This is a genomic window from Actibacterium ureilyticum (genome assembly GCF_002285435.1).
In the GTDB taxonomy this organism is placed as follows: Bacteria; Pseudomonadota; Alphaproteobacteria; order Rhodobacterales; family Rhodobacteraceae; genus Actibacterium_C; species Actibacterium_C ureilyticum.
Window position 1 is genome coordinate 1 of record NZ_NSBT01000004.1, and the last position, 375, is coordinate 375.

Below are 375 nucleotides of genomic sequence, written 5' to 3' on the forward strand. Positions count from 1 at the left end.
CCCACGCTTTCGTGCCTCAGCGTCAATAACAAGCCAGTAAGCCGCTTTCGCCACAGGTGTTCTTCCATATATCTACGCATTTCACCGCTACACATGGAATTCCACTTACCTCTCTTGCATTCTAGTAATGCAGTTTTCAAGGCGGACCGGAGTTGAGCTCCGGGCTTTAACCTCAAACTTGCAAAACCGCCTACGCACCCTATACGCCCAATAAATCCGGATAACGCTTGCCACCTATGTATTACCGCGGCTGCTGGCACATAGTTAGCCGTGGCTTTCTGGTAAGGTACCGTCAATATAGAGGCATTTCCTACTCTATTTTTTCTTCCCTTACAACAGAGCTTTACAACCCGAAGGCCGTCATTACTCACGCGG

The 375-nt window shown here is 49.1% G+C and carries 1 rRNA gene; it reads right to left on the reverse strand.

The features are described 5' to 3' along the window. Nucleotides 1-375, reverse strand: a 16S ribosomal RNA gene (locus CLM60_RS00020); the annotation flags it as partial.